Annotated in this window: 23 protein-coding genes; 8 read left to right on the top strand and 15 right to left on the bottom strand. The window is 40.0% G+C overall.

Going from position 1 to position 26,879, the window contains the following annotated elements; translation table 11 throughout:
• Positions 1-278: 278 nt before the first annotated feature.
• Together GJU39_RS24205 and GJU39_RS16605 are read right to left on the bottom strand one after the other, a co-directional pair.
• Entirely contained in the window at positions 279-1,589 is a 1,311-nt protein-coding gene (locus tag GJU39_RS24205; RefSeq protein WP_209437664.1) for a carboxypeptidase-like regulatory domain-containing protein, read from the bottom strand.
• Positions 1,579-2,157 carry an RNA polymerase sigma factor gene (locus GJU39_RS16605; RefSeq protein WP_154282123.1) on the bottom strand — a complete coding sequence of 193 codons (579 nt, stop codon included), beginning with the start codon at positions 2,155-2,157 and terminating at the stop codon, positions 1,579-1,581. The genes GJU39_RS24205 and GJU39_RS16605 overlap by 11 nt, the downstream gene beginning before the upstream one ends.
• Positions 2,158-2,353: 196 nt before the next feature.
• Here GJU39_RS16605 and GJU39_RS16600 point away from each other — a divergent pair, with 196 nt between their 5' ends.
• From GJU39_RS16600 to GJU39_RS16570, 7 genes are all read left to right on the top strand, one after another.
• A complete protein-coding gene (locus tag GJU39_RS16600; protein ID WP_154282122.1) occupies positions 2,354-3,112 on the top strand; it encodes a DUF4197 domain-containing protein in 759 nt (252 codons plus the stop codon).
• 105 nt (positions 3,113-3,217) lie between these two features.
• Complete coding sequence (locus GJU39_RS16595; protein ID WP_154282121.1) at positions 3,218-4,153, top strand: TolB family protein; 936 nt, start codon at positions 3,218-3,220, stop codon at positions 4,151-4,153.
• A 240-nt stretch (positions 4,154-4,393) separates the two neighbouring features.
• Positions 4,394-4,684 carry a co-chaperone GroES gene (locus tag GJU39_RS16590; RefSeq protein WP_029281770.1) on the top strand — a complete coding sequence of 97 codons (291 nt, stop codon included), beginning with the start codon at positions 4,394-4,396 and terminating at the stop codon, positions 4,682-4,684.
• A 154-nt stretch (positions 4,685-4,838) separates the two neighbouring features.
• Positions 4,839-6,473 (top strand): chaperonin GroEL, encoded by a 1,635-nt coding sequence (gene groL, locus GJU39_RS16585; RefSeq protein ID WP_154282119.1) that lies wholly within the window; start codon positions 4,839-4,841, stop codon positions 6,471-6,473.
• 298 nt (positions 6,474-6,771) lie between these two features.
• Positions 6,772-12,699 (top strand): PKD domain-containing protein, encoded by a 5,928-nt coding sequence (locus tag GJU39_RS16580; protein ID WP_154282117.1) that lies wholly within the window; start codon positions 6,772-6,774, stop codon positions 12,697-12,699.
• Between the two features lie 2 nt (positions 12,700-12,701).
• Positions 12,702-13,718, top strand: a complete 1,017-nt coding sequence (locus GJU39_RS16575; RefSeq protein WP_154282116.1) for a PorP/SprF family type IX secretion system membrane protein — start codon at positions 12,702-12,704, stop codon at positions 13,716-13,718.
• 23 nt (positions 13,719-13,741) lie between these two features.
• A complete protein-coding gene (locus tag GJU39_RS16570; protein WP_154282114.1) occupies positions 13,742-14,401 on the top strand; it encodes an MgtC/SapB family protein in 660 nt (219 codons plus the stop codon).
• Here the strand turns inward: GJU39_RS16570 and GJU39_RS16565 are convergent.
• Positions 14,398-14,892, bottom strand: a complete 495-nt coding sequence (locus GJU39_RS16565) for an RDD family protein (protein ID WP_154282113.1) — start codon at positions 14,890-14,892, stop codon at positions 14,398-14,400. The genes GJU39_RS16570 and GJU39_RS16565 overlap by 4 nt on opposite strands.
• A 111-nt stretch (positions 14,893-15,003) precedes the next feature.
• Here GJU39_RS16565 and GJU39_RS16560 point away from each other — a divergent pair, with 111 nt between their 5' ends.
• Positions 15,004-16,431 (top strand): L-serine ammonia-lyase, encoded by a 1,428-nt coding sequence (locus tag GJU39_RS16560; RefSeq protein WP_154282112.1) that lies wholly within the window; start codon positions 15,004-15,006, stop codon positions 16,429-16,431.
• A 103-nt stretch (positions 16,432-16,534) separates the two neighbouring features.
• On the opposite strand, the gene GJU39_RS23940 is transcribed toward GJU39_RS16560, so the two are convergent.
• The 12 genes from GJU39_RS23940 to GJU39_RS16505 all read right to left on the bottom strand — a co-directional run bounded on the left by GJU39_RS23940 (position 16,535) and on the right by GJU39_RS16505 (position 26,868).
• Entirely contained in the window at positions 16,535-16,936 is a 402-nt protein-coding gene (locus GJU39_RS23940; protein WP_245227973.1) for an AEC family transporter, read from the bottom strand.
• Positions 16,937-16,968: 32 nt separating this feature from the next.
• Positions 16,969-17,445 carry an AEC family transporter gene (locus GJU39_RS23935; protein ID WP_245227970.1) on the bottom strand — a complete coding sequence of 159 codons (477 nt, stop codon included), beginning with the start codon at positions 17,443-17,445 and terminating at the stop codon, positions 16,969-16,971.
• Between the two features lie 63 nt (positions 17,446-17,508).
• Positions 17,509-18,732 carry a DEAD/DEAH box helicase gene (locus tag GJU39_RS16550; protein ID WP_154282110.1) on the bottom strand — a complete coding sequence of 408 codons (1,224 nt, stop codon included), beginning with the start codon at positions 18,730-18,732 and terminating at the stop codon, positions 17,509-17,511.
• Positions 18,733-19,008: 276 nt separating this feature from the next.
• Positions 19,009-19,356: a hypothetical protein gene (locus GJU39_RS16545; RefSeq protein ID WP_154282109.1), complete on the bottom strand. Its 348-nt coding sequence runs from the start codon at positions 19,354-19,356 to the stop codon at positions 19,009-19,011.
• Between the two features lie 10 nt (positions 19,357-19,366).
• A complete protein-coding gene (locus tag GJU39_RS16540) occupies positions 19,367-19,918 on the bottom strand; it encodes an RNA polymerase sigma factor (protein ID WP_342448219.1) in 552 nt (183 codons plus the stop codon).
• A gap of 149 nt (positions 19,919-20,067) precedes the next feature.
• Positions 20,068-20,418 carry a preprotein translocase subunit SecG gene (gene secG / locus GJU39_RS16535; RefSeq protein ID WP_154282106.1) on the bottom strand — a complete coding sequence of 117 codons (351 nt, stop codon included), beginning with the start codon at positions 20,416-20,418 and terminating at the stop codon, positions 20,068-20,070.
• Positions 20,419-20,432: 14 nt separating this feature from the next.
• Positions 20,433-21,284: a hypothetical protein gene (locus tag GJU39_RS16530; protein WP_245227967.1), complete on the bottom strand. Its 852-nt coding sequence runs from the start codon at positions 21,282-21,284 to the stop codon at positions 20,433-20,435.
• Positions 21,285-21,561: 277 nt separating this feature from the next.
• Positions 21,562-22,068 carry an LptE family protein gene (locus GJU39_RS16525; protein WP_154282103.1) on the bottom strand — a complete coding sequence of 169 codons (507 nt, stop codon included), beginning with the start codon at positions 22,066-22,068 and terminating at the stop codon, positions 21,562-21,564.
• A 65-nt stretch (positions 22,069-22,133) separates the two neighbouring features.
• Complete coding sequence (locus tag GJU39_RS16520; protein ID WP_154282101.1) at positions 22,134-23,378, bottom strand: sigma-54 interaction domain-containing protein; 1,245 nt, start codon at positions 23,376-23,378, stop codon at positions 22,134-22,136.
• A 98-nt stretch (positions 23,379-23,476) separates the two neighbouring features.
• Entirely contained in the window at positions 23,477-24,892 is a 1,416-nt protein-coding gene (gene miaB / locus GJU39_RS16515; RefSeq protein ID WP_154282099.1) for a tRNA (N6-isopentenyl adenosine(37)-C2)-methylthiotransferase MiaB, read from the bottom strand.
• Between the two features lie 152 nt (positions 24,893-25,044).
• On the bottom strand, positions 25,045-26,070 hold the full coding sequence (locus GJU39_RS16510) for a sensor histidine kinase (protein ID WP_154282097.1): 1,026 nt from the start codon (positions 26,068-26,070) through the stop codon (positions 25,045-25,047).
• Positions 26,071-26,103: 33 nt separating this feature from the next.
• Complete coding sequence (locus GJU39_RS16505; protein WP_154282096.1) at positions 26,104-26,868, bottom strand: TIGR03915 family putative DNA repair protein; 765 nt, start codon at positions 26,866-26,868, stop codon at positions 26,104-26,106.
• Positions 26,869-26,879: the final 11 nt, after the last annotated feature.

The following is a 26,879-nucleotide window of genomic DNA, read 5'->3' as shown; positions in this document are numbered from 1 at the left end:
TTCTGTGTTATCAGTGCTCTGTAGTAAAACCAACTTTACTAACCACCCAACTTTGCGCTCTTTGCGCCTTCTCTTACCACTCTTTGCGGTTAAACCTCGCTATACTTCCACTCATTCTGTTTTATCAGTACTCTTCCTTAGTGCTCTGTGGTAATCAGCTCTGAAATACGGAAGTTTATACCTAGAAATATAATTTAAGATAGCAACGCTTCAGCATTCAAAGTACTGAAAGAAAGTCTGTTTGCTGAAGTTGTAATAATTTGGCTGAAGAAAAAGGCTTAGAACCTGATGCTTAACTCCACCTCATTGGTCCCTTTAGTAGGTAAGATCCAGTCTGGCCCCGACTTGACCAGGCGTTTAGCTTCTGCGTCTGCCTTTTCATTAAGCGATTTAATCACTTTAATAGCTGTTGGCCGGCCATTTTTATTCACTTTAAAACCCAGTATTACAAACTGCTCAGGTCCTTTAGGATTATAAAGCTTATTGTTGTTGGCTAAATATTGCGTATAATCAATAATGGCGACAGGGATTGGCTTGCTAATTTCATCCGCCTGCTTCCCGTTTAGATTTTGCTCTGCCTTTAATACTATCTTTGGTGCAGGCACATTTTCCATTTTTCTGCCGTTTGATCCCGTGATCATAGCGATTTCATTCAGCGACTTATTTCCGCTCAATGCTTCCCGAATGGCATCTGGATTTTGCGTACCTTTTACAGGCGTTTCCTTGAAACCAATCGCATTAATCACTAAATCTTTATCCTTAGCGTTGCTGTCAGCAGGTAAAGCGAAATAGCCATTTGCATTAGTAGCGGTAATTTTATCGGATCCTGCAATTTTTACCACAGCACCCTGAATGGGTTGTCCATTTTTTTGATCGACAACATTTCCGCTAAAAACAATTCTATCGGCAGTGGTTGCTGGTGCAGCGGAAACCATTGCATTGTCTGATGGCTCCTGGCTTATATCCATTCTGCGTGCACTTAGGGTTGGTGCTGATTTAGCTTTGCCAAATCTTTGATAATCATTAGCCGCCTGTGGTGTTGAAGTGACCCTTTCTGATGCTTTAACAATCAAAGCAGGTTTGTTATTTTTTGCTAAATTTCCTCTTTTTCCTTCTGCTATCGCCTGATCAATTAAAGCAGATTTAACGGCATCATCTGTTTTTAATACAGAATCCTTGGTTTTAGTCGTGGTGGAGGCAATTGCGGGATTGGTATCTAAATTTACAATCACACCATCCGCTTTTCTTGCCGTAATTTCTGCATTTCGGCGATTGGTTTCACGCATGAAAAAAAGAATACTTATTGCAATAAAGGCTACCGTGGCAGTTGCAGCGATACTCAATCGTTGTGTGGTAATTCCCCAAAGTTTACGTTTAACAGGTTTTTGAGCAACACGCTCGTGAAGTTGTTTTTGTAGAATAGACAGTGTTTGTTTGCGTTTTGGCGAATGTTTCAGGCCCTCTAAAGCTTCAGCTACGAAAGGATCTTCCAGCGCCTGCCTTTCAACAAAGTGCATAGCTTTAGCATCAAGCTTACCATCAAGGTAATCTTCCAGTACATCAATATCTAACCAATCGTTATTCACCACTGTTTTTTTCTATACAAATCTTCAGGTTGCGCTTACCGTTTTGAATATAACTTTTTACTTTAAGCATATCGTAGCCCGTAATATCGGCCACTTCCTTATAACATTTCTCTTGCAAATAAAATAAATCTACGCTTTTTCGCTGTTCTTCGGGCAAAGTCTCCATGCACTTTTCCATAATGGTAAGCTGCGTTTCTTTTGTGTTGTCGATATCTAGATGCACCAGTTCGCTGTTTTCCACAAAAGTATCGTCGATAGATACGGTATTTTGCTTTGAAGATTTTCTCAGCGCCATTAAACAATGGTTGCGCGTTAATACATGAAGCCAGCTTTTAAAGTTTTGAACTTCATGAATCTTCAGTTTGGTAACCAGTTCTTCAAAGATTTGCATCACCGCATCTTTGCTTTGCTCTTCATCTTTAAAGTAATTTAGGCAAACCCCAAAAACCAGGTGCATATATTTATTATAGAGCGTACCCAACGCATCCAAATCGCCTGTATTTTTATACCCGGCAATTAGTTTGGCGTCGTCTTGCTGGTTGTTTCCAGCTGTGTTTTTTATGAACTTCAAAAAATCAGGTAGCTATATCAAATATCTTTCAAGTATAAAAAATATTTCTGAGTGATAGGAGATAAACTGAATAATTGGCTGTTTATAGCTAAGTATGCTCATAACTCCCTGGGTTCAACCCCCGGATAAAACCTTATCTTTAAGAACCACAAAATTATGGCAGTTCTTTTGCTTATCAGGATTAAACACACACAAAATGAAGAGAATAAAAATTTTATCTGCATCCCTCGTATTGATATTTTTTGTAAACCTGAAAGCAGATGCTCAGATCAAGTTGAGCGATATTTTTAAAAAGGTTACCGAAAAGCAGGGTACAGCTTCAGCAACCGGCACGCCAAGCAGTTTGGAAATTGGTCAGGGGATAAAAGAGGCATTACAAATTGGTGTTTCGGCTGGGACAGATCGGCTGTCGGTAAAAGATGGGTTTTTGGGTAACCTGGCCGTTAAAATTTTAATGCCACCTGAAGCGCAGAAGGTAGAGCGGACTTTACGCGGGATTGGGTTAAATAAACTCTGTGATAATGTAATTGTAAGTTTAAACCGTGCTGCTGAAGATGCCGCTACAGAAGCAAAGCCAATATTTATTTCTGCGATTAAGCAAATGACTTTAGCCGATGCCAGTAATATCCTGCTCGGGAACAACGATGCCGCAACAACCTATTTTAAACGCGTAACCACTGCACAATTGCTGCAGAAATTCAGTCCGATTGTAACCAACAGTCTGAGTAAGGTAAACGCAACCAAATACTATTCAGATCTTACCAGCCAGTATAACCGCTTACCATTGGTAAAGCCTGTGAATACAAATTTAACAGATTATGTTACCCAAAAAGCAATAGATGGTTTGTTTATAGAGGTGGCGAAAGAAGAACTTAAAATCCGTGGAAATATTAATTCCAGAAGTACAACCTTGTTACAGAAAGTTTTTGGTTATGCCGATCGGAAGAAAGGTTAACTAAGCGGTACAACGTTAAGTCTGATTAAAATCATAAAGGATACAAGATTCATGTTTCGAAAGAGCATGGATCTTTTTTGCTTAAAACAATTCGTAGAATTGTAAATGATTAAATTCAACTTGTGTTTGGCGATGGTAGTTGTTCCTTGCCTAACCTTATTTTCGGCATGTAATTCGGACAATAATGATCAATCGAAATCTACAGCAGTTTTAGATACGGTTTCTTTAAGCAGTAAAAGTTTTGCATTGGCTTATCAGGATGGAAGCAAAATTGTGGCAACCAGTATCGATACCATGAAACAGATTTCTTTTGGTGGCGCTACTGATCCGGCAATCTCACCCGATGGAAATAAATTGGCTTACACCGTTAGTGATAGTATTGGGAACCGAAGCATCTGGGTGGCTGATATGGAGGGCAAAAGTCAACTGCAGTTACAAGCGAATAGTAAAAACTACTACCATGCCGCATGGTCACCAAGTGGAAAAACGATTGCGTTTAATTTGTTTAGTGATAAAAGTATCTGGAAAGTCGCCGTGATTAAAGCCGACAATACGGGGCTTCTAGTGCTTGATAGTAAGTTAACAACCCGCCTGTTTTCACCTACCTGGAAGAGCGAAGCTGAGGTGGTTGCTCATGATTTGAAAAACATTTACACGTTTGATACCAGGGGAAAATTAATCGACACTAAAATAATAGCAGAACTATTAGGTGCGGATTACCACGTCTCCGGCAGCAATAGTTTCTTTTACACCAGCGACGGAAAGAAACTTATTTTTAATGCAGGATTCGGCAAACCTGTAGAGGAGCTGAAGGATTTGGCTGAGGGTGTTTTTGCTTTGGATTTAAACACCAAAAAGGTCACCCGGATTTCTCCGGAAAGAATGAATGTGCCTTATGTTTTCTTAACTGCAGATGATCGTATTTTCTTTAGCGGAGCTGAAAAACCTTTTACACAAAGCAAAATTTATGTTTCAGATCTGGAAGGAAATGTAAAGACAGTGGTAAACAAAGGCACTAATCCAACTGGTACTTTGAAATAATCTCAGATTTTCAGATTCGCGTATTCTAAGGGGGCTGAGGCATTGGAAAGTTTGCCTGATTCGCCTCATTTTATTGATAAACCCTTTCAATCTTCCCTGCCAAGCTGACACCTTATATTCTCGTGTCGATTGCAATTTGACAGTACAGGTGTAAATTTGTCCCTCAATGCTACTTGGCATAGAAAGTGTTAATTGTATGCTTAGTTAAAAATCAACTCAAATAAAAAAATAATAAAAGTTATGGCGTTAAACCTAAAACCAATTGCTGGCAGTTCAAACAGAGTAATAGTTGAACCAGCTGCGGCGGAAGAAAAAACTGCATCGGGTTTGTATATTCCTGATACTGCAAAAGAAAAACCATCTAAAGGAACGGTAGTATCTGTTTCTGAAGAAGATGCTGACGGTAAAAAAGCGAGCGTAAAAGTTGGCGATGTTGTAATTTATGGTAAATACGGTGGTACCGAATTCCCTTACGAAGGCAAAGATTATCTAATTATGCGTGAAACTGATATCTACGCTGTTGTTGGATAAGTAAAATGATTGAATGACTGAGTTTCGAATGAGTGAATTCAGCCTGAATCAAATATTAAAATAATTATAGAATGAATGATTTTTGAAGGATAGGATATATCGAAATCCAAATTGAATCATTCTCTCATACAATCATTCCAAATTTAAAAACAAAATGTCAAAACAAGTAAAATATAACGTGGAAGCACGTGACGCCCTGAAACGTGGTGTTGATATCTTAGCTAATGCAGTAAAAGTAACTTTAGGTCCAAAAGGCCGTAACGTAATCATCGATAAAAAATTCGGTTCTCCGTCAATTACTAAAGATGGTGTTACTGTTGCAAAAGAAATCGAATTGAAAGATGCGGTTGAAAACATGGGTGCACAAATGGTTAAAGAAGTAGCTTCTAAAACAGCAGATATTGCTGGTGATGGAACCACTACTGCAACTGTTTTAGCGCAGGCAATCATCACAACAGGTATTAAAAACGTTGCTGCTGGTGCAAATCCGATGGATTTAAAACGCGGTATTGATAAAGCTGTAGCGGCAGTTGTAGCTAATTTGAAAGAGCAATCGCAAACAGTTGGTGAAGACAATAACAAAATTAAACAAGTAGCATCTATCTCTGCTAATAACGATGAGGTGATCGGTTCGTTAATTGCTGAGGCAATGAACAAAGTGGGTAAAGATGGTGTAATTACTGTTGAAGAAGCAAAAGGTACAGAAACTGAAGTAAAAACGGTTGAAGGGATGCAGTTTGACAGGGGTTATTTATCTCCATATTTTGTTACCAATGCAGATAAAATGGAAGCGGAGTTAGAAAATCCTTACATTTTAATCTACGACAAAAAAATCAGCAACATGAAAGAATTGTTGCCGGTTTTAGAAAAAACGGTTCAAACGGGTAAACCATTGGTAATCATTTCTGAAGATTTAGATGGCGAAGCTTTAGCTACTTTAGTGGTTAACAAAATCCGTGGTTCACTGAAAGTTGTGGCTGTTAAAGCGCCAGGTTTTGGTGATAGAAGAAAAGCAATGTTAGAAGACATCGCAATTTTAACCGGCGGTATTGTGGTATCAGAAGAAAGAGGTTATAAATTAGAAAATGCTGATTTAACTTATTTAGGTTCTGCTGAGAAAGTTGTTGTTGATAAAGATAACACAACTGTAATCAATGGTGCTGGTAATTCAGAAGATATTAAATCTCGCGTAAGTCAGATTAAATCTCAAATCGAAACCACAACATCTGATTACGATAAAGAAAAATTACAGGAGCGTTTGGCTAAATTAGCTGGCGGTGTTGCTGTTCTTTATGTAGGTGCTGCTTCCGAAGTGGAGATGAAAGAGAAAAAAGACCGTGTTGATGATGCTTTACATGCAACTCGTGCAGCTGTAGAAGAAGGTATTGTTGCTGGTGGTGGTGTTGCTTTCATCCGTGCGGTAGAAGCTTTAGCAGACCTTAAAGGTGTTAACGAAGATGAAAATACTGGTATTCAGATTATTCGTCGCGCTATTGAAGAGCCTTTACGTCAAATTTGTGAAAACGCAGGTATTGAAGGTTCTATCGTTGTTCAGAAAGTTAAAGAAGGAACTGCAGATTTCGGTTATAATGCACGTACTAATGTTTACGAAAACTTAATCGGGGCTGGTGTAATTGATCCAACTAAAGTAAGTCGTGTAGCTTTAGAAAATGCAGCATCTATTGCAGCAATGTTATTAACTACAGAAGTTGTTTTAGCAGACGAACCTGAAGAAGGTGGTGCGCCAATGCCTCCTATGGGCGGCGGCGGTATGGGTGGTATGATGTAATATCACTTATAGCGAAATCATTTCGTGTAAAATATTCCCCGAAGGTTATTGCCTTCGGGGTTTTTTTTGTCCGTTTTTTAGCTAAAAACCATGTTTACCTCTATTTAAGCCATTCATTTTGTTCGATTGATGTAAAAAATTGTTACTATTATATATAAATTGCTTTATTTGTAATTGAATATTTATTAACGTGTAACAGAAGTGTTTACCCGGCTTTTGGGTAAGTTGAATCCCCGGATTCAGAAGTGAAGGTTTTTAAATAAACGCATTTAAATCATTCCCCTATGTGTTTGCGATTATGAAGACCTGTTCAATAAGGAAATGGCCCTTTTTTGCCTTGTTTCTGGGGTTGTTTTTTATTTCGTCAGCTGGGTTTTCCCAGATTAATATTGGCGTTGTAGATGCAGGACCATTTACCCCCGGTAGTACAATAGCGGTTCCGTTTAGCATAGCCAATAGCTGTGCCGGACAGGGTAATGTATTTCAGCTTTATTTATCTGATCAGAATGGAAATTTTGGTACTGAAAGATTAATTGGCTCTTATAACGGGTTCTACAGTACTTATGTGAATGGTTTAATCCCGACAACAGGAATTTTGCCGGGAACGGGTTACAAGGTTCGGGTGAAAACCACTGTGCCGGCTTCAGTAAGCAGCGAGTCTGCAGCTTTCGAGATCAGATTAGGATTTCCCGTTGAAGCTAAACTCACATCAACTTATTTAAATTCCTCAAATACAGAAACTTTTGGTACCTGTGTGAGTAAGCCCAATAACTCATTTTTTATTAATAATGAATCGACTCCAGCAGCTACTATTGCAGCAACGGTTAAAAATGAAGCAACAGGAGGAACTACAACGCTGAACTTTGCTGCAAACATCGCAAGTTTCACTGCTGATCAGACACATTACACCATCATCGCAAAGGCGACCTTCCCGGATGGAAGCATAGGAACAAAAGGATATTTACTGGTGAATAACAGAGCTATCACCGCCTTTGGTACATCTGGTAATAATATCGTCTGTTTACCGCTGGGCTTTTTGGAATTTAATGTGGATTACACATCTCCAGCCGGAATCCAGAATAATTTTCCGGGTAATAGCTATACCATAAGCTGGGGAGATGGAAGCATGACGGCTTACACTTTATGTGATATCATCAACAATGCAGGAAAGGTAACCCATCCCTATACGATATCATCCTGTGGACGTACTTCTGTAACCAGTGCCGGTACCATTTACAATGCATTTCCGGTTACCATCAATGTATCAAATGATTTTTGCGGTACCGTTGGAACTCCGGTTTCTTCATCGGCTAAAGTAGTGGTAAAGCCCATGAATGACTTTACTTTTCAAACACCATCCTGTACCAATACGGATGTTACTTTTTTCAATACATCTGTTTTAGGTGAAGATCCGAATACCAATACCCCAGCTTGCGCACCAAATCAGGTTACCTACAACTGGTTTGTAGATGGTGTGATAACACAAGCAAACAAACCACGTTCATATAATCTGGTTACCCGGTTTTTAACACGTGGTGAACACGTTATCAGGTTAGAGTCCAACAGTTCTGGCGCCTGTAATGCGGAGCCTGTAGAAAAGAAGATTTGCATTCAGGATCCACCAAAACCTGCATTTTCATTGCCACAAACCACCATTTGCGTGGGTTCAACATTAGCGGCTACGGATTTATCTATATTGGATAATACCTGCGAATCGGCCAATACATATTCATGGAGTGTATCCCCTGCGGTAACTTATGCCAATGGAACAAGTGCATCCAGCACAGCTCCAGCGTTTGTTTTTACAAATCCTGGTATCTACACCATCGTTTTAAATATTACTACGCCATCTTGTGGTTTAGTAGCTTCGGGTCCTCAAACCGTTGTGGTAAATGAACCGCCTGCTGCTACGCTTTCTCCCGATATCATTCTGTGTAATCTGGCCACTTATGATTTCAACCCTACAACAGCCGGGCCAACGAGAACGCTAATATCAGGAACATATCAGGATCTTGCAGATACCTATACCTGGACGGTTACACCATCCGGATCTGGAACCTATAGCTTTACCGGAGGAACTTCAGCAAGTTCTAAATATCCCTCCATTAAATTTGATAGTTATGATGCATACAGCGTTACAGTTACACATAAAAATAACTGCGGAACAATACAGAAAACCCAAAAACTAACTTTTACCACTGCACCGATAATCAATGCAGGCATTGACCAGAATTTATGTTTTACAGAATCCAGTTTTAACCTGGCTGGAACAATTACAGGCGCTGTGATCAGTCAAGCCTGGGTAGGTGGCGATGGTGAGTTCTTCCCAAGCAGAAATGACCTCAATGCAACCTATACCCCTACAGCAGCAGAAAAGGCTAATGGTACCGTAACCCTAATCCTTAGGGCCACTACAAACCTGGCCCCACCCTGTGACCAGATTCCTGATGAAATTATATTAACCATATATCCAGACATTAGTGTAACAAGCGCTGCGAGTAAATCTATCTGTACTGGAAAAAACGTCGATTATACACCTACAGGTTTAGCAAGTGGGACAGTTTTTAACTGGACTGCTACCGGATCTGCCAACGTAACCGGCGTTACACCATCAGGATCGGGTGGAATTAATGATTTACTGGTTAATACCGATTTAAATGCGAATGGTACAGTAACGTATACCATTACACCACAAAGAGATGGTTGCAATGGTGTTCCTTTTAATTTCGTGGTTACGGTAACACCTAATCCCAATGTAGTTGCTACAGCGCTTAACCTTACCATTTGCAACAATACTTCATCTGCCATTACCTTTACTTCTGCTGCGGCAAATGTTAATTATACTTACACCAGCGCGGTTACAGGCACTGTTACGGGCAATAGAGATCGTACTGTGGCTACAGCAGCGGCTCAGATCAATGATGTTTTAATTAATACGGGTACAGCTTCAGGTACGGTAACGTATACCGTAACGCCAGTATCTGCAGGTGGTTGTATAGGTGCAGCAACATCCATCACCATCACTGTTTTACCAAGTGCCACTTTAGCCAATGCAGGGCCAGATGAATCTATTTGTAATGCTGCAACTTACAGTTTAAAAGGAAATGTTCCTGATGTTGGAACAGGAAAGTGGACGGTGGTTCCTGCTAATACAACCATTACTTTTGATGACGATACTAAAAACAATGCGGTTGTATCTGGCTTAGTTGCAGGAAACAGTTATACTTTCAGGTGGACAATCAGCGATCAAAGTTGTTCCAGCAACAGTGATGATGTGGTCATAACCGTAAACCCGCTAAGCGTTGGCGGAACAACGGGTAATGATTTGACGCTGTGCGCAGGAGCCAATAATGGTACCATTTCATTAACAGGGCAAGTTGGAAGTATTGTGAGGTGGGAAATCTCTATCGACAATGGAGTAACCTGGGCGAGTACCAATTCGACAGCAAATCCTTATGTTTTTTCTAATATAACCGTAACCACAAAATTCAGGGCTATTGTTCAGAGTGGTGTATGTTCAGAAGCTCAGTCATCTGCAACTACCATCACCATAAATCCTTCAACTGTTGCTTCGAACGCAGGTGCAAATCAAAGCTTATGTAGCGGTAATGGGGTAACACTGAATGGAAATAATCCCGCACCAAACAGTGGTTTATGGACATTGGTATCTGGCCAGAGTAATATTACGATTAGTGATCCTACGTTGTTCAATACAGCTGTTTCAGGTTTGATTCCCGGACAAACCTATCGGTTTAGGTGGACTATTACCGGGTTTGAGGGTTGCCCACCTTCATCATCAGAAACAACCGTTACTTACTTTTTTCCTGTAACCAATAGCATCTCAACGCCTGCAGATCCAATTTGTTTTGGTCAAAGTGCTACCATTACCGGTAGTACACCAACAGGTGGAAGTGGGGTTTTCAGTTACCAATGGCAGAGTAGTGCAGATGGAAATACATGGACAAACCTTACCAATGCTACCAATAAAGATTTAACCGTGAACGTTTCGGTATCTACTTTCTACCGCAGGTTAGTTAACAGCACCATTTGTATTGCAATGAGTAACAGCGTTCAGGTTGTGGTGTTGCCGGCACTGAGCAACAACACCATCGCTGCCGATCAAATCATTTGCATAGGTAACGCTGCTGCCCCGCTTATCGGCTCGGCTCCAACCGGGGGTAATGGAGCTTATGGTTATCAATGGCAATCGAGTTTAAACGCAACCGTATGGACCGATGTTACAGGTGCAACAGGTGCTGATTATACACCACCTGTACCAACGGCAACCATTTATTACAGGCGTTCTGTTGCCAGTGGCTCTTGCCCGGTGAACATCAGCAACCAGGTGAAGATTACCGTAAACCTTCCTGCAAAAGCAGAATTTACTTATGCTACAGATGCAGGTTGCGTGCCCTTTAACTTAAGTTCAGTTAACCTTACTGCAACACCATATCCCGATCGGAATGCTACCTATACCTGGTTTGCCAACAATGTACAAATTGGAACAGGTATAGATTTCCCTGGCTATACCATCACGGCTCAAAATCAATCTGTTGTTATAAAACTGGTTGTAACGAGTAGTTTAGGCTGTAACGGCGATGAGTTTTCTCATACTTTTTTTACGCGGCAGGATGTAACTGCTTCCTATACTCAGGATGTTGTTGAAGGATGTGGACCACTTAGCGTGAGGTTTACAAACACATCAACTTCGCTAACAGATGCCACATTCAGATGGGATTTTGGCAATGGTACTTCTTCCAATCTGGCTGAACCATCGAATATTGTTTACGCTGCTGATCTTACTGGCAGAGACATTACCTACACGGTAACACTGGAGGCGACAACACCTTGCGGGGTAAGCAGGCAGACCTCAACTGTTTTAGTTAAAGCAGCGCCAATTTCAATTTTCTCACCAGATAAAACTGCGGGATGTTCTCCTTTTACAGTGACATTCAGCAATACATCACCAGGAAATAATGGTACATATACCTATGATTTTGGAGATGGAACTACGCTGACGAAAACAGATAAAAGCAGTGTTTCGCACACTTACAATACGATCGTAGTAACCAATTATATAGTCAAAATGATTGCAGTAAATGAGTGTGGAACCAATGAATCTTCCTATACCATTAATGTGGCCCCAAATAATATTACCGCAGAATTGGTTGTAAATAGCAGTCAGCTTCGAGGTTGCGCGCCATTTAGCGTAGACTTTTTTAACAATACGACAGGAGCAAATACCTTTGTTTACGATTTTGGTGATGGCAGTACCGTGGTACGCAATATTTCACCTGAAACTGTTTCGCATACCTTTACCAGAGCCGGAAGATACCGGGTTACGCTCTATGCCTCTAATGATTGCTCAAACGCATCCACAACTGAAGAAATTGAAGTTTTGGAACAACCAGAAGTGAGCTTTACGGCAGATAAAACCAGCGGATGCGATGGCTTAGTTGTAAAGTTTAAAAACAACAGCAGAAATGCAATCGGCTATATTTGGGATTTTGGCGACGGAACAACTTCTACCGCTTCTGAGCCAACGCATACTTTTAACGGAGTGGGCAGAAACTTCACTGTAAGCTTAACCGCCACCAATACTTTAGGCTGTACCAATACCATAACCGCAAGCGCGCCGATTAGTGTTGTAGCGCCTCCGGTTGCTACCTTTACCGTATCGCCCGGCAATGAGCTATCTGTTCCTAACTATGCTTTTGGCTTTAGAGATAGTAGTACCGGGGCCGTAAGCTGGGAATGGACTTTTGGCGATGGTGCCGTTTCAACGTTGCAAAATCCGAATCACACTTATGGTAATGAAGGAACTTATACGGTTACACTGAAAGTGCTTAATAGGGAAGGGTGTAGTGCTACAACAGTTCAATCCGTTAGAATTATTGGTGTTCCGGGATATTTAAACGTTCCTAATTCTTTTATGCCAGCGAGTGCGAAGAATGAAATCAGGGTTTTCAAAGCAAAAGGAAGAGGGATTCAGGAGTGGAAAATGTCTGTCTTTAATAAATGGGGGCAGATGCTTTGGGAAAGTTCAAAACTGGATGATGGTGCACCTTTAGAAGGATGGGATGGAACATATAATGGAAAAGAACAGCCGCAGGGTGTATATTACTGGAAAATAGAGGTGAAATTTGTAAATGGCAGCGATTGGAAGGGGATGACCTATGATTCATCATCTCCGAGAAAAACTGGTGTAATATATTTAATAAGATAACGATGAGGAGGATGATATTATGGATGCTGATGATGGTACTACCACTGATTTCGATCGGCCAGGATCATATTTATTCGCAATTTTATAACGCACCAATCTATTTGAATCCGGCACTTACCGGACAATTTGAGGGCGATATCAGGTTTAATGCGCTCTATAGAAATCAATGGACAGGTTTGGCCAGCGATTTTTCTTACATGAGTGCCTCCGCTGATTTAAATCTCTACCAGATTAACAGCGGATTGGGGATAATTTTCAACCGCAGTAGTGAAGGAACGGCGTACCTGGTCAAAAATAATATTGCAGCAAGTTATTCGTACATCATCGGTGGGGATGATTTTACGCTTTCTTTTGGCTTGCAGGCGGGCGTAACCAATCAGAAACTGAACTGGGATAAACTGGTTTTTGGAGATCAGATAGACATCAATTCCGGCTATATTCCCGGGAGTGTTTCTGGTGCAGAGCGGCCTGCAATTGATAGTCGGTTTTACCTGGATGCAAATGCTGGTGCCAATCTGGTTTATGGCAAGTTTATGTTGGGGTTAGCAACGCATCACTTAAACCGTCCGGATGAGTCGCTGTCTGGATTTCAGGCTAAACTGCCTTTGAGGATTTCTGCTAACTTAAGTTATAAAGTCACCCTGATTCCAGATCAATATGATCGCGATGGGAGTTACCTCATACCATCTGTAGTCATGTATAAACAAGGGAACGTAAATTCATTTAGTGTTGGCACTCAATACAAATACGCAGGGATTAATGCCGGAATCTGGTACCGTAACGATGGAAATGCGAATGGAAATGATGCAATCGTCTTTTCGGTAATTTTTGATATTTTTAATAGAAAAACCAACGGAGAAAAATTCAGGTTAGGCATCAGCCATGATGCAACTACCTCAAAAATTAATTATAGCAACACGGGCGGGACATCAGAAATTGGGGTAGGTTATGAAAAGTATTTTCCAAATAGTTCTAATGGGGGTCGGGCAAATGGCTTAAGATGTTACGATTTTTACTAATTTGGTGCTGTTAATCTCCGTTAATGAACAATATCTTAGATAATAGCCATTTCATCACACAAAGTGAAGTAAATAAATTTCTGCTGGCCACACTTTTGTGTGGATTAATCGGTGCGGAAAGAGAGTATAGAAGCAAGTCTGCAGGTTTAAAAACGATGATGATGATAGGTTTGGGTGCTACCTTGTTTACCATCCTATCCATTAAAATCGGACCAACAAGTCAGGATCGTATTGCCTCTAATATTGTAACCGGAATAGGTTTTTTGGGCGCGGGCGTAATTTTCAAAGAAGAGAACCGGGTAAAGGGTTTAACAACGGCTTGTATCATCTGGATCGTTGCTGCAATTGGCATGGCTGTTGGTTCCGGCTATTACGAACAAGCAATTGGTGTTACTGCTGTTGTGCTTTTAGCCCTGATTGTTTTTCCGTTTATCGAAGAAATTGGCGATAGACGCTTTACGAAAAGAATCTATCGCATTGTGAAAAAGCAACATACCCAGGGTGATTTAGAAAGTTATGAAGAAGTTTTTAGAGAAAATAAACTTAAACCTCAACGCGGAAAACATCAGCTTGTAAATAATATCATTACCGGCAACTGGACGGCAACAGGCACGCCAACTAATCACCAGAGGTTCGTTGAACAGATGTTAAAGGATAAAGATATTATAGAATTTGATTTTTAAGTTTTCTGATTTTCCTTTAATGCATCAAAAAATGTTTCTTTCTGCTTAAGCAAAGTAGCTTTTTTCTCCTCTATAACAATTGTATTAGATAAGCGATCATGCCAGGGATTACAAGGAGTTCCAAATGCACTAAAGGCATTAAAGGGAATAGCCCGAATGATATTTCTCGTAAATGCCTGACCAAAATTCATATCAGTTCCGTCTGAATTAATTGCTTTTGTTCCGGTAATGAGTTTTCCAATAGATTTACCATTAGAGACTCCTTCGATAACCGCCATAGAGATGCCATAAAGCAACAGGGAAATTAACCTGCCCATTAAACCATCAAAAATATTAAGTAAACTTGGCGCTAGAATTCCAAGCACTATGCCCAAACCAAACATGATCAAATAGAAAAAAATCATGTCAATGATGTAGTTAGTTAATCTTAAGCCCGAGGTAGCGCGACAGTACTCGAGATCTAATTCTTCATAGTTTGTGTTAAAATCCATTATAGAGCATCATTAAAATTAAAGTAAGATAACAAAAATAATCGCAGGTTAAAAAATTATTGATCTGAATTTTAATAAAACAATCATAGCTTTGTATAACTAACTTTCTTCATGATTAAGGAGCAAATCTCAGTTTTCGATATTTTTAAAATCGGTATAGGTCCATCAAGTTCGCATACACTTGGTCCATGGCGTGCCGCACAACAGTTTACCGCATCTTTAAAGCAGCAAGGTGTAATAGAACAGGTTGAAATGATTAAAATATTGCTTTATGGCTCGCTCGCTAAAACCGGGAAAGGCCACGGAACAGATGTTGCTATTTTGCTTGGATTAACTGGCGCAGACCCTGTTACTTTCGATGTAGATGCTGTGACGCCAACATTTGAAACCATTCAACAAAACAAAAGGCTCAACCTGGCTGGTACGCGATCAATCGATTTTGATTACGATAATGATTTGCTTTTCCTTTTTGCTGAAAGTCTTCCTTTTCACCCCAATGCGGTAACATTTCAAGCTTTCTTAAACAATGGTAAAGCCTTTTCCGAAACTTATTACTCTATCGGAGGGGGGTTCGTGGTTAAAGAAGGAGAAGACAATAGCCAGAAAGCACAGGTTGATCTGCCTTTCTCTATAGAAAAAGCCAAGGATCTACTCCACTGGTGTTTATCTACCGGACTGAAAGTGAGTGAAATTGTGATGGAAAATGAATTGGCCTGGAGACCGGAAGCGGAAACAAAAGCCGGCATCTTAAAACACTTTGCAGTGATGCGCCATTGTATTTATCGCGGTTGCCATACCACCGGTTTTTTGCCTGGTGGTTTAAATGTTGCCAGAAGGGCTTTTCCGCTCAATAAAAGATTGATGAATAAAGCTGAATACCATGATTATGATTCCTGGATTCAAGCCATTAGAAAAGGCGGAAATGGCTTTAATTATATTTTAGACTGGGTTAGTTGCTTTGCACTGGCTGTGAATGAAGAAAATGCTTCTTTCGGGCGTGTAGTAACCGCACCAACAAATGGCGCAGCAGGTGTAATTCCGGCAGTATTACAGTATTTTATTACCTTTTGCGATGGTTACGATGAGGATAAAATTATTCAGTTTATAGCCTGTGCTTCAGAAGTTGGAAGTATTTTCAAAAAAGGTGCAACCATTTCAGCTGCAATGGGCGGCTGCCAGGCTGAAATCGGCGTCTCGTCTGCAATGGCTGCTGCGGCATTAACCGAGTGTCTTGGTGGCTCACAGCGGCAGGTTTTAATGGCGGCGGAAATCGCTATGGAACATCATCTGGGTTTAACCTGCGATCCAATTGGCGGTTTAGTGCAGATTCCGTGCATCGAACGCAATACTATGGGTGCCATCAAAGCGATTACTGCGAGTCAGCTGGCCCTGCAAAGTAATCCTGATAAGGCAAAAGTAAGTTTAGATGCTGTCGTAAACACCATGTGGGAGACTGCTTTGGATATGAATGCCAAATACAAAGAAACCTCAGATGGTGGTTTAGCAACGAATATTCCAATCAGTTTACCAGAGTGTTAATTTTCGATTCTTAAGTATCAAAGCTTATTTTTCTTAAATTACTGAGGGGGTAAAAAACCTTTGAGATTCTTTGCACATAACTTAGCGTTCTTTGCGGGTTACCCTAAAACAAACCCGAATATGTCAAAACCAACCACCACAACCCGGTTGTGATAAAAGATAATAATATCCCGATTCCTACCACTAAATTAGAAACCTTTGGGTTCAAATTATATTGATCAGCAACTACGCCAGCGGTTAACAGCGTAGGCATTGCCATCTCAAAAATAGTGATTTTAGCAATGGTTCCATTCAGGCCCAAAAGTACCGCAATCAATAAAATAGAAAGCGGTGCTAAGATCAGCTTATAAAATAAGGCGAAACTGATGTGGCTCAGTTCGCTAAACCAACCTCCAAATTTTAGCTGTAAGCCGATTGAAAACAACGCCAGCGGACCTACCGTTCCGGCTAGTTTTTCGAATAAAGGATTTAGTGACGATATATCTAAAAACCGCGGGATGACCAACGCTAAAATGCATCCAATTAAGGGTGGAAAACTTAATACTTTTTCAGAACCAGTTGACTATTTAATTTTTGTTGTTGCGAGGCACGGATGGCCACAATGATTCCGATGGTAGATAATAATGTGAAGGTTATCTGGTCACAAATAATAGCAATAGGAATTTCCTTTTCGCTGAAATAAGCAAGAATGAGAGGGAAACCTATAAACGAGGTGTTACTTAAAGAACTCACCAATTTCAGTCCGCCGGTACTTGCAGTGCTTAGCTTCCTTACGCGACTATAAATGGTGATAAATAGCCATCCAAGCATCCAGATGCAAATAGGGGCGAGGGCCGGAAAAAGTAAATCGTTCGACCATGTGATGTGAGGCAGATATTTAAACGATACTGCGGGTAGTGCGATATAAATAATCCAGGCGTTAATGCCTTTATGTGCATCTTTAGGTAAGGTTTTGCTTTTTCTGAAAAGAATCCCGGCGATGATGCATAAGCCAATGAGGATGAAATTTGCCATTGCGTAATGCAAAGATAAGTGTTAAAAGAAAAACGCCAATAAGAAAGCTTATTGGCGTTTAGATTATGCTGATGGTTTTGGCTTTTTCTTATGCCAGACCTTTTTATTTCCGTTGTTTTGTTGTGTTGGGCGTTTTTCCTCTACGTGGGTAATTTCCATGGTAGAAATGTGTTCTGGTAATGGCATGCGCTGAACAGGCTTTTCAATCAATCGCTCAATGTTATCAAACTTGCGTTTATCCCTTCCGTTAACCAGCGTAATAGCGGTTCCTTTAGTGGCTGCTCTCGCTGTTCTGCCAATGCGGTGTACGTAATCTGCAGGGTCGCCGGGTACATCATAATTAATAACCAGGTCAATTCCTTCCACATCAATTCCGCGTGATAATACATCTGTTCCAATTAAGATTGGTAATCTTCTGTTTTTAAATGCCAAAAGAATATCCTCACGCTCTTTTTGCCCTAAATCAGAGTGAAAAGCTTCGGCTTTAATCCCTAAGCTTTTAAATGTTTTATATAAAGCTTTAACCTTTTCTTTGGTCGAAGCAAAGATGATACTGCTTTTGTATTTATCGTCCTTAAAAAGATCAGTTAATAAAGCTTGCTTTTGCTGATCGTGGATGTTATAGGCTTGCTGATCAATTCCTTCAGCAGGTTTTGCTATGGAAATGGTAATCTGCTGCGGATCCTGCAAAATTTTGGCGGCCATTGTTCTGATTTTTGGCGCCATTGTTGCAGAAAAAAGCAATGTTTGTCTTTTCTTAGGTAAGTAGCTGATGATGCGGATAATATCGTCATAAAAGCCCATATCCAACATCCTGTCTGCCTCATCCAATATTAAATGCTGCAAATGTTCAAGCTTAAGAACGCCTGAGGATAAATGTGCCATTAAGCGACCAGGTGTTGCAATAATGATGTCTACACCTTCACGCATCGAACGTTTCTGCTGTTCATAAGCAATCCCATCGCCACCGCCGTAAACAGCAAGTGAACTGATATTGGTGAAATAAGCAAGCGCTTCAACCTGTAAATCGATTTGTTGAGCCAATTCACGGGTAGGTGCTAAAATTAAAGTATTGTTATGTCTATCGGTAGCACGGCTAATTTTGTCCATTACTGGCAATAAATAGCTGGCAGTTTTACCTGTTCCGGTTTGGGCGCAGGCAATAAGATCATGATTATCTAAAATTACCGGAATGGCTTGCTCTTGGATCGGTGTGGCACTTTTATACCCCATCGCCATCAGGCCTTCATATAAATCGGGGCCGAAGTTAAAATCGTTAAAATTCAATTTAATGTGTTTATATCTTTTAGCAAAAGTACCTCAAATTAAGGCGAATAGCAAACTACATTTTAATATCAGATGCGGAAGGTGGTTTGGAAAGTAATTTTTTGCTGTAAACCTCGCAGGTTTTAAAAACCTGCGAGGTTTATTTGAGGATTATTAATCTTCAGAAATGCTAGCCGGGATAGAAAATCCCGACTAAAGGAGTTTAGTTTAATGACTTGTTGGTCAGGAAATTTTTCCGGACTCATTTATCTAAGGATTTCTAATCTAAAGAAATTACTAAATCGCTTCTTTATTCCGGTTTCCCCAGCCTCCACACCTGCGCTTATATTCCTCTTTAAACTTTGCGCGTTCTTCATCATTCATGTTTTGCCATTTCGAGCGCATACCCCAGGCTTTTTCACGAAAACGATTACCGCCACCTTTATTAAAATTGCCGAACAGCAATCTGCATAATACCAGTAAGCCAAGTGCCTGCCAAAAATTTAATTGTCCGGCATGGGTTACTTCTGGTAAAATCCAGTTCCATAAATACATTACAATATAGCCTAGAGCTGTTGCAATGAGTGCAATAACGGGGAGACACAAAAGGAATTTTATGCCTTTACTAAATTTTCTATTGCTCATTTTCTTTTGTTTAAAAGTTTATAAATTCCTGATACAAATTTTGCAAACGGCTACGTAAATGCTTTACCGCATAGCCTTTTCGCGAGATAAGCGTTTTAATATTATCACCGGTTTCATTCGATAAATCCTGGAAAGTACGCTCTTCCAGTTCATTCTGAATAAATACATAACGCTGTTTCTCCGGCAACTCATTCAGTGCCAGAAATAACTGGTCCCAGAAAAGCTTTTTTAAACTTTCTTCTTCCGGAGAGAATGATTCTGAGAGCAAAACTTCTCTAAAGTTAAATTCCCCGTCTTCGTCCTCATAACTAAAATCTTCCAGCAAAGCTTCCTTTTGTTTCCTGTGTTTATCGGTAATCTTATTTCTGGCTACGCGGTATAACCAGCCACTAATTTGCTCAATGGCACCAGCCTCTGGCTGATTACTTAACTGATACCAAACATCCTGCAAAATATCTTCGGCGTCCTCATCCGTATTTACCCGCCCACGGATAAAGCTGAAGAGGCGTTTGCCATAACTGGCAACTGTAGAAATGATATTTTGAGTTTCGTTATCCGGCACGATCAATGGCGTTATAAATCAGTAGACGAATGAGATTTAATTTTACTTTAAAGATATTCAGTTTTCTCAGGATGGACCTATGGAAAAACCGAAAACAAAAAAAGCCTTCCTTTTTGAGGAAAGCTTTATGCAAACTAAATAAGTTTGATTTATTTTTTAGTAGTATCTGCTGGCTTTGCAGGAGCATTATTGTTGAAGTTTCCACCGATTGGAGATGGAGACGGTGTTTTATCTAAACGTTCCTGAATTGATGATTTTCCAACAGCAGTTGCACCACCACCGCTTTTGGCAACAGTCGTAATGGCTAACGTTAAAACTACGATGAAGGTTAATAAGATCCACGATCCTTTTTCCAAAACATCACCGGTACGTTGCACACCAAACATATTGCTTGTGCCACCACCAGTTGCCAAACCACCGCCTTTAGGATTTTGTATCAATACAAATAAGCCTAAAGCAATACACACAACAATTAATAAAATGATTAAAAAGGTTATCATGGTAATATTATATTTTAAAATTTCTTTTCTATAGATTGGATAAGATCGGCAAAGTAACCACTTTTTTCTGGATATTTCAAACTTAATTTTTTATAAGTATCTATGGCTTTGTGATAAAGCATTTGCTCGATGTAAATTTTTGCTAAAGTTTCAGAAACTAAGTCGTAACGGTCTTCCGCGCTCTTTTTAGCCTTATTTTCATTGTCGATTTGCTCTGGCTTTGGCGGCTTTATTGTGGGGTCTTCTTTTAAAAACTTTTCAATAATTTCTGCGCCCTTGGCATCCTTCACATCAGCTGAAGGATATTCTGCTAAATGATCTGCAACTTCAAATGGTGTTTGAATATGAAATATGTGCTCAACATACTGCTGCTGAAACTCAGCGGTATTTTTTTGCTGAACTGGTTGTTGCTTAACCATCGCTGGTTTCGGCTGTGCATAAGGCTGAAAAATCTGTGCGTGTTCTTTGCGGGTTTTAGATAGCCACCATAAAAAAGTATAGGGTAATTGGTCATCATCGTACTTAGAAACAAAATTTACATCATGACTATCAGGAACGACTGTTTCTATTACAGGAGCTGTACGGACTACATCTGTGCTGAGTTGCTTTTCAAAAGCGAAAAAATCAGTTGTGGCAATGCCCTCTATAAATAAATCTTCTTCAGCTTGAAAATCAGCTAGATAGCGATTTGAACCCGGTGAACTGCCAGTGCTCTCCATAACTGAAGATTCTATGGGTTCAACTGAAATTTGTTCAGTGTCATTTTCAATAGTTTCCTCATTATTTTCAGGAACAATTCCATCCACTTCCTCGTTTTCTTCTGCTTGTTCTTCAATCCATAACGGTTCTTCCTGAACTGAAACCATGTTTAACACCTTAAAAAGTGTATTTCCATGGCTATAGAGCGCGGCCTTTGGAATAAAGGAAGCATCAGCCCTGGCTAATAGCAAATGAATGGGTTGAGCATATGGAAATTGTACTGCAAGTTCCTGAAGCATGGGTACATGCTCCGGACCAACCTTGCCAGGTTGAGCGAGTAAATTTGCCAATAGCTGCTGCTGATTCATTATAATGGTTTGTCGCTAAGTTAAAAAATGTAAGCGGGTTTTTGAAAGTTTTATCTGTTTACCAGTATAATTCGCTTTACCATTGCGCAAACGCACGGTTAAAAATATCCTCTGTAAGTTGTCTGTTAATGTTTTCAATTGCGCCCGGCAATGCCGATTGAATTGGTGCACCATTCAGTGGGAAATCGAAGAATTTGGTAAAACTTTCTTCAAAACTTTCTTTCTCTTTCCCTTCTGTGTTATTGGTGTATTTTACGGCTACCGTAATAGTTAGCCTGTTGGCACCTGCTGTAGGCGTAGTACTCGATTGTAAAGCCACAGGCTTAATATCGTAACCTGTAATTCTCCCTTCAAACACAGCATCGCCCTCCGTTGAAGAAATACTTAAGCTCGTTTGATTACGAATTCTGGTTTTTAATGCCTCCGTAAACTGGTTACTCAGTGTAGGTACAACAAGGGGTGCATTATTTTCAAAAACCTTAACCACAACGGTTTTTAAACCTACGGTTGATGCCCCATTAAACTTGTAAGAACATGCCGTAAGCGCTGCAATTACAAGGATTATAAATACTTTTATCTTCATTTAAGCCGGGTGCTGATTTAATTGCTTTACCATATATGTTAATGCACTGAGGCGATATTTATTGCCTATAAATTTAATTCTTTGATTTTTCTGTAAAGCGTACGTTCCGAAATACCCAACTCCTGGGCAGCAAATTTCCGCTTCCCTTTGTGCTTTTTCAATGCTTTTTTGATCAGATCAGACTCTTTATCAATTAACGACAAAGATTCTTCGATTTCTTCCGCATCATGTGCATAGTAATCTGAGTTATTGCTATTGTTGTTATTTATGTTTGGCGCAGGCTGCTGAATGGTAAAAGTATGTTCCTGCCCGCCAGGCAATTCAACATCTCTATATAACTGATTGATGTATTGAGGGTTGTCTGCCAAAACGCTGGCGGTATTTCCACCATGCTGGATAATTTCAGCAACCAGTTTTTTCAGTTCAACCATGTCTTTTTTCATGTCGAACAAAACCTTGTAAAGAATATCTCTTTCTGTAAAGTCTTCTTTCGATTGCGAATTGATCGTCATGGGCAGATTACTTCCCGTTTCATTTGGGATGTAATTTAAAATTGCAGGTCCGGTAACATTTCTTTCTTTCTCGAGCACGCAAATTTGTTCTGCAATATTTTTAAGCTGACGAACATTTCCCGGCCAGCTGTAATTGGTGAGAATTTGAACGGCATCTGGCTCCAGGTGTAACGAGGGACTACGGTATTTATCACTAAAATCTGCAGAAAACTTTCTAAAAAGGAGGTAAATGTCTTCTTTTCTTTCGTGCAGCGGTGGGATGCGCAACGGCACCGTATTTAATCTATAATATAAATCTTCCCGAAATTTTCCGTTTTTAACGCGGTGATAAACATCCACATTGGTTGCGGCAATAATGCGGACATCTGTTTTTTGCACTTTTGATGATCCCACGCGTAAATACTCGCCACTTTCTAAAATCCTTAATAAGCGTGCCTGGGTTCCGAGCGGTAATTCTGCAACCTCATCTAAAAAGATTGTTCCGCCATTGGCCACTTCAAAATAGCCTTTTCTGGCTTCATGGGCGCCGGTAAATGAACCTTTTTCATGTCCGAAAAGTTCCGAATCAATTGTTCCTTCCGGGATGGCACCACAGTTTACCGCAATGAATGAGCCGTGTTTACGTGCGCTCATTTGATGGATAATCTGAGAAAAAACTTCTTTACCACTTCCACTTTCACCCGTAATTAAAACCGACATATCTGTTGGCGCAACCTGGCTGGCAATATCTATGGCACGATTAAGTAACGGCGAATTGCCAATAATCCCGAATCGTTGTTTTATATTTTGTGTATCCATTCTTCAGTATCAAGTATATAGTATCAGGTATCAAGATTGGATGCCCTCAACTTTTTGACTCATTGTATTTTTTGCTTTCGGCTTTAGCCTTTCAGCTCTTAAACTATTTTTCCAATCAATGTTGCAGACGTACATTTTTCAATAAATACATTCGCATATTCTCCTGGTTTTACACCTTCAATAGCAGGGAAAATTGCCATTGCACCGCTATCCCCGCGACCGCAATAATCAAGATCAGATTTTTTAGAAGTACCTTCGATTAATACCCGAATCGTTTTGCCAACCCATTCCTGTAAACGTATTAAAGAGTGTGCCTGCTGTTTGGCCAGAATTTCTGCTAAACGGCGCTTTTTTACTTCTTCAGGAATGTCATCTGCAAATTTACGCGCGGCTAAAGTTCCTGGTCTTTCCGAGTAGGTAAAATTATAGGCAAAATCATATTCGACATAATCCATCATGCTTAAGGTTTCCTGGTGCTCTTCTTCTGTCTCGGTACAGAAACCTGCGATAATATCAGTCGAAATTGCGCAACCTGGAATAATTCTTTTAATGGCATCAATCCGGTTGATGTACCATTCGCGGGTATAAGTACGATTCATCAATTCCAAAACACGGCTATTGCCAGATTGAACAGGTAAGTGAATGTAATTACAGATGTTATCGTATCTGGCAATGGTTTCCAAAACCTCATCTGTAATATCCTTAGGGTGTGAGGTAGAAAAACGAACCCTTAAATCAGGATTGATTAATGCCGTTTGTTCTAAAAGTTGTGCAAAGTTTACGGTTTCATTCCCATCTTCGGATGTCCAGGTGTATGAATCTACATTCTGGCCCAAAAGAGTTACCTCACGGTAGCCGGATTCAAATAAAGATTTTGCCTCCTTAATGATAGAATGTGCATCACGACTCCTTTCACGGCCACGGGTAAATGGCACCACACAGAAAGAACACATGTTGTTACAACCACGGGTGATCGAAATAAAAGCGGTGATCCCATTGCTGTTTAAACGGACCGGACTAATATCAGCGTAAGTTTCCTCACGGGATAATAATACATTTACTGCCTTGTGTCCACTTTCTACCTGCTCGATTAGGTTTGGTAAATCACGGTAAGCATCAGGCCCAACAACAACGTCAACCAATTTCTCTTCTTCCAGAAATTTTGATTTTAAACGTTCTGCCATGCAGCCCAATACACCGACAATTAACTTGGGATTACGGCGTTTTTCTACACCAAATTGTGATAATCGATTTCTAACCCTGGTTTCTGCATTTTCGCGAATGGAACAAGTGTTTATAAAAATCACGTCTGCCTGGTGGTAGTCGCCGGTAGTCTCAAATCCTGTTTCTGAAAGGATAGAAGCCACAATTTCACTATCTGCGAAATTCATCGCACAACCATAACTTTCTATATATAATTTGCGTGAGTCGGCTTTTACTGGTGCTTCTAATATTAAAGCTTCACCTTGTCTGGCCTCATCATGCGTTTTATCCTGTACTTGTAAATCAATCATTCTTTAAAAAGATTTTGGGATTGCAAAAATACACAAATTAAATTAAAAGTGACAAATTGGCACATTTAGTTTAAATGTTTACAGTTTTATTATAACCATTAAAAAATGACCTTATTTGACCGTAAAAGGAATATTACGCCAGTAGTTCCTTATTAACCACCTTTTTGGAGGGTGAAGGCAAAGGTTGTTCCTATTCCCGGCGTGCTTCGAACGGAAATGGTTTGTTGGTGAGCTTCCAGAATGTGTTTAACAATTGCCAAGCCTAAACCAGTTCCTCCAACTTCTCTTGCCCGGTGGGTATCAATGCGATAGAAACGTTCGAAAAGCCTGGCGAGGTGTTTCTCTTCAATCCCGATTCCATTATCGGTAACTTCGATAAGCACCTGATCATGCAGTTCGAAAATTTTGATAGCGGTTTCGCCGTTTTCTATTCCATATTTTATGCTGTTCACAATAAGGTTAATCAACACCTGTCTGATCTTTTCCCGGTCAGCATTTACACTGGTAATAGCCGTATATTTTTCTTTAAAGAATAATTTGACATTTTTTGCCTTTGCCCTGTCATCGAGATTTTCCATTACCTCTTTGGCTAGTGAAACGAAATCAAACTTTTGATAATTAATGGGTGATTCACCGGTTTCTAATTTTGCTATCGCATCCAGATCATTAATCAGGTAGCTCAATCTTTCTACATTGTTTTCTGCTTTTTTAAGGAATTTGATGGCCATATCCGGATCATCTGTGATACAATCCTGAAGCGTTTCAATATAACCCTGAATGGCAAAAAGTGGCGTTTTGAACTCGTGAGATACATTTGAAAGAAATTCTCTCCTAAATTGTTCTTGTTTTTTCAGCAAATCGATTTCTTTTTTCTTCGCGCCAGCCCATTCTTTAACTTCTTGTTCCACATCATTTATCGGATCGGAACTTACATACTCACCTAATGCATCTTTAAGGTCTTTTCCAAGCTTTAAATTATGAATCAGTTTGTAAATGAGCTTAATTTTATTGTAGATGTATTTTTCCAGCAGGTAATAAAAAACAAGAAAACTGCTCAAAAAAGATACACCAAAAGAAATTGCGAGATAGTAGAAGCTATGCTGGAAATAAAAATTAACCATCCCGATGGATAGCGCAACAGCAAGAGCCGTAAATAAAACCAGCACACTTAATTTCATGCTGCAATTTAGCGGTTTTATATTAAATCGATGTTAAGCCAGTTGCTTTTCAGTTAAATATTTCCAATACCTTCTGGGGACATGTTGCAGGTGAAGTTTGGTGTTTTTCCGGGCAACAATATTGGCACTTTTGAAATAATCTTTCCATAAAAGAGCGTAAAGCGCTTCTTTCTCATCCATTAGTGCCAGCGGAGGATTAGGGTTCGTCGCACTTTCCGAAAAGTTGATGGTCACTTCTTCAACCGTGTTTAAATCATAATGAAGCCCATACTTACGTTTTAAATCGTAAATAATCCACTGTTGATCGGCATAGCGGTTTTTAAAATGATTTGAAATTAGGGGCAACACATTAAAATCAGGATCTATAGATGTGTAAAACATGCCATCTCCTGTTTTTTGAAATCTGATAAAGGCTTCCATCCGGTGCTTTTCTCGCTCCACACTTTTTGCATATTTAGCGAGGGCAATTACATGGTTGTTTCCGTAATTGGCGGCTGCACCTGGTTCGTTTTCAAAAATATAAATTGCAAATTGAAAAAGGTGATCATAAGCTTCCGGAATTTCAGACAAATAGCTGCAATAAAAAGTTCGCTGCCAGTCTTTTTTCAATTTCTTTTGAAGGCCTTTCCAAACACGATCAGCTTTTTCCTGGTTGGACATAATTTCGACAGTTTCTGTAAAAGCTTCCGGCTGGAAAATGGTATTAACCTTCAATGTTGTGGGGCCGGGTTTCCGCTCGAACCATTCGAATACAGCAGTGAGCAAGCCGGTAAGTGAACCATCGAAAATGTAAATCATAGGCTGCTTGC

Origin of the sequence: Pedobacter petrophilus (assembly GCF_009674725.1) — a bacterium.
Lineage (GTDB): Bacteria > Bacteroidota > Bacteroidia > Sphingobacteriales > Sphingobacteriaceae > Pedobacter > Pedobacter petrophilus.
This window is presented reverse-complemented; position numbering and strand designations above follow the sequence as displayed.

Coding starts and splice junctions, on each gene's coding strand:
- GJU39_RS16565 (WP_154282113.1), bottom strand. CDS start 14,892: ATGGATTTTAACACAAACTATGAAGAATTAGATCTCGAGTACTGTCGC.
- GJU39_RS16580 (WP_154282117.1), top strand. CDS start 6,772: ATGAAGACCTGTTCAATAAGGAAATGGCCCTTTTTTGCCTTGTTTCTG.
- GJU39_RS23935 (WP_245227970.1), bottom strand. CDS start 17,445: ATGGCAAATTTCATCCTCATTGGCTTATGCATCATCGCCGGGATTCTT.
- GJU39_RS16520 (WP_154282101.1), bottom strand. CDS start 23,378: ATGGATACACAAAATATAAAACAACGATTCGGGATTATTGGCAATTCG.
- GJU39_RS16560 (WP_154282112.1), top strand. CDS start 15,004: ATGATTAAGGAGCAAATCTCAGTTTTCGATATTTTTAAAATCGGTATA.
- secG (WP_154282106.1), bottom strand. CDS start 20,418: ATGATAACCTTTTTAATCATTTTATTAATTGTTGTGTGTATTGCTTTA.
- GJU39_RS16575 (WP_154282116.1), top strand. CDS start 12,702: ATGAGGAGGATGATATTATGGATGCTGATGATGGTACTACCACTGATT.
- GJU39_RS16530 (WP_245227967.1), bottom strand. CDS start 21,284: ATGGTTTCAGTTCAGGAAGAACCGTTATGGATTGAAGAACAAGCAGAA.
- GJU39_RS16595 (WP_154282121.1), top strand. CDS start 3,218: ATGATTAAATTCAACTTGTGTTTGGCGATGGTAGTTGTTCCTTGCCTA.
- GJU39_RS16505 (WP_154282096.1), bottom strand. CDS start 26,868: ATGATTTACATTTTCGATGGTTCACTTACCGGCTTGCTCACTGCTGTA.
- GJU39_RS16590 (WP_029281770.1), top strand. CDS start 4,394: ATGGCGTTAAACCTAAAACCAATTGCTGGCAGTTCAAACAGAGTAATA.
- GJU39_RS16510 (WP_154282097.1), bottom strand. CDS start 26,070: ATGAAATTAAGTGTGCTGGTTTTATTTACGGCTCTTGCTGTTGCGCTA.
- miaB (WP_154282099.1), bottom strand. CDS start 24,892: ATGATTGATTTACAAGTACAGGATAAAACGCATGATGAGGCCAGACAA.
- GJU39_RS16570 (WP_154282114.1), top strand. CDS start 13,742: ATGAACAATATCTTAGATAATAGCCATTTCATCACACAAAGTGAAGTA.
- GJU39_RS16545 (WP_154282109.1), bottom strand. CDS start 19,356: ATGAGCAATAGAAAATTTAGTAAAGGCATAAAATTCCTTTTGTGTCTC.
- GJU39_RS16600 (WP_154282122.1), top strand. CDS start 2,354: ATGAAGAGAATAAAAATTTTATCTGCATCCCTCGTATTGATATTTTTT.
- GJU39_RS16525 (WP_154282103.1), bottom strand. CDS start 22,068: ATGAAGATAAAAGTATTTATAATCCTTGTAATTGCAGCGCTTACGGCA.
- groL (WP_154282119.1), top strand. CDS start 4,839: ATGTCAAAACAAGTAAAATATAACGTGGAAGCACGTGACGCCCTGAAA.